Source organism: Desulfovibrio sp. 1214_IL3152 (assembly GCF_036763055.1).
Taxonomy (GTDB): domain Bacteria; phylum Desulfobacterota; class Desulfovibrionia; order Desulfovibrionales; family Desulfovibrionaceae; genus Desulfovibrio.
Map to the genome: position 1 here is coordinate 1 of NZ_JBAIYW010000231.1, position 2,198 is coordinate 2,198.

Consider the following 2,198-nt stretch of genomic DNA (forward strand, 5'->3'; position numbering starts at 1 on the left):
CACAGCGGGTCGGTGGCCGGAAAGGCCCCAAGGCCCATGAGCGAGCAGGTGACGGGAATTTGCAACTTGCGCGCAAGGCTCGTGAGGGCCTCGGCCGCATCGGACATGATAACCCCGCCCCCAGCCAGAATAACCGGGCGCTCGGCGCGCGCCAGTTCTTCTACCGAGCGCCGCAACTGGTTGAGGTTGGGCTTGTAGGTGGGGTTGTAGCTGCGCATGTAGACTTCTTCGGGCCATACGAATTCGGCCCTGGTCTGCATGACGTCCTTGGGCAGGTCAATGAGTACGGGACCGGGGCGGCCCGTGCGTGCCAGATAAAAAGCCTGGCGGATGGTAAGGGCCAGCTTGTTGATGTCCTTTACCAGAAAATTATGCTTGGTGCAGGGGCGGGTGATGCCCACGATGTCCACTTCCTGAAAGGCGTCATTGCCGATCAGTTGTGTGGGAACCTGCCCCGTAATGATTACCAGAGGAATGGAATCGGAATAGGCTGTGGCTATGCCCGTCACCGTATTGGTAGCTCCGGGACCGGAGGTAACCAGGCAGGCGCCTACCTTGCCGGAGGCGCGGGCATAGCCGTCAGCCGCGTGCACAGCCCCTTGCTCGTGTCGTACCAGCACGTGACGTATTTCCTGATGTCGCGGCAGTTCGTCATAGATATCAATCACTGCGCCGCCGGGATACCCGAACAGCACGTCAACGCCTTCTCTCTTCAGGGACTCAAGGAGAATCTGCGCACCTGTACATTCCATAGCCGGCTCCTTAACAGCCTGCTAGCAATCCTGTTTTTTTATCCTGTCGAGGATTGCCATGAGCTGGGTTTTGCCTTCAAGCTTCTGTTTTTTCAGCTGCTTCAAGGTCTGTTCTTCAGTAGGGGTGCGGAAGGGTTTGCCTTCAAGCTTTTCTACCTGTTTTTCATAGAGCACGTGATCTTCCCAAAGGGATTTCAGCTCCGGATCAGTAGCCGCATACTTGGTTAGTAGTTCTAGTTCATGCTGATCCATAAGAAATCTCCATTGTTAGATGTTCGAACGCGGAAGTCCGCGAGGAAGCCGGAATTATTGGATGGCATGCGCGTACTGGGCAAGAGAGGCAACCACAATGCGGTTGAAAAGCTCGATGCTCAGCAGCACCACCACCGGGGAAAAGTCCATGCCGGTGGTGTAGGTAAACGGCAACCACTTGCGCACACGGTAAAACACGGGTTCCGTGAGAGCGCGCAGGGTGCGCACTATGGGATTATATGGGTCGGGACGCACCCAGGTAAGCACGGCCGCGATGATGACGATCCAGAAATACAGGTTCAGCAGTGAACCGAGAATCATGGCAACGGCGCTCATGGTATTGGCCAGAACAATCATGCGCCCTCCAGAATGGCGGTCTTTGGGTCAAAAAATACGCTCAGGGGAACCCGGCGGGGCCTGGTTTTACAGCTTGGCATTCTGGGGCGGCAATATCCGGTTCAGCGCGGTGTGCAGGCCCGCATAATCCGTAACCGTTATCTGCCCCCGGAGAGGCCCGCCGTTAAACGCCGCAAATACTACGCCCGCCCCCCGGGCCGCTTCCTTGTCATGTTCGCTGTCGCCCACAAAAAGCACTGTTTCAGGCTGAACGCCCCAGGCGGAGCAGATGCGCCGCGTGCCTTCGGGAGACGGCTTGGGCGCTGCCGTGTCGGCCGCAACCACAGGGTTAAAATAGGTGGGCAGGCCGAAAATGTCCAGAACCGTTTGTATTCCCTCAAACCTGCGGTTGGTATGCACGGCCATGCGCACCCGGCGGTCACGAAGATCGTCAATAAAGTCGGTAAACCCCGGCTGCAGGCGCAGCATGGGCAGTATGTCGCGGCGATAGTTGACGACTTCGCGTGTGACGTATTCTATCTGGTCGTGGAGGTGCGGCGGCACAATGTACAGCAAAGACTGCACGGCAGTGGCCATAAAGCAGTATTCTTCCTGCTCCGGCGTCATGGGCGCAAGGTTGAAGTATTCAAGAACGCGGTTGTAGAAAATATTGTTGGACTCGCGAGAATCTATCATCACGCCGTCGCAATCAAAGATGACTCCTGCAAGACCGTGGGGAAAAAGCGTGCTCATGATGCGGGCCTCCATACGAGCCACAGGCGCTCGACATCCAGAGGCGGAGAGCCGGTGGGCTGTGTGCGGCCGAGAATGCGCCAGGCCGGGGCATGCGCCTGAAGC

General features: G+C 57.4%; 4 protein-coding genes. All 4 read right to left on the reverse strand.

The window, feature by feature from the left end:
- Positions 1-752: thiamine pyrophosphate-binding protein (locus tag V6C07_RS04920; protein ID WP_333535250.1), on the reverse strand; the 752-nt coding region annotated here is incomplete at its 3' end.
- A gap of 21 nt (positions 753-773) precedes the next feature.
- Positions 774-1,004, reverse strand: a complete 231-nt coding sequence (locus tag V6C07_RS04925) for a YdcH family protein (protein WP_333535251.1) — start codon at positions 1,002-1,004, stop codon at positions 774-776.
- Between the two features lie 54 nt (positions 1,005-1,058).
- On the reverse strand, positions 1,059-1,361 hold the full coding sequence (locus tag V6C07_RS04930) for a YggT family protein (RefSeq protein WP_333535252.1): 303 nt from the start codon (positions 1,359-1,361) through the stop codon (positions 1,059-1,061).
- Positions 1,362-1,427: 66 nt separating this feature from the next.
- On the reverse strand, positions 1,428-2,093 hold the full coding sequence (locus V6C07_RS04935; RefSeq protein ID WP_333535253.1) for an HAD family hydrolase: 666 nt from the start codon (positions 2,091-2,093) through the stop codon (positions 1,428-1,430).
- Positions 2,094-2,198 lie beyond the last annotated feature (105 nt).

Bases quoted from the DNA above. Each gene is read 5' to 3' on its own strand.
- V6C07_RS04925 (WP_333535251.1), bottom strand. From the start codon at position 1,004: ATGGATCAGCATGAACTAGAACTACTAACCAAGTATGCGGCTACTGAT.
- V6C07_RS04930 (WP_333535252.1), bottom strand. From the start codon at position 1,361: ATGATTGTTCTGGCCAATACCATGAGCGCCGTTGCCATGATTCTCGGT.
- V6C07_RS04935 (WP_333535253.1), bottom strand. From the start codon at position 2,093: ATGAGCACGCTTTTTCCCCACGGTCTTGCAGGAGTCATCTTTGATTGC.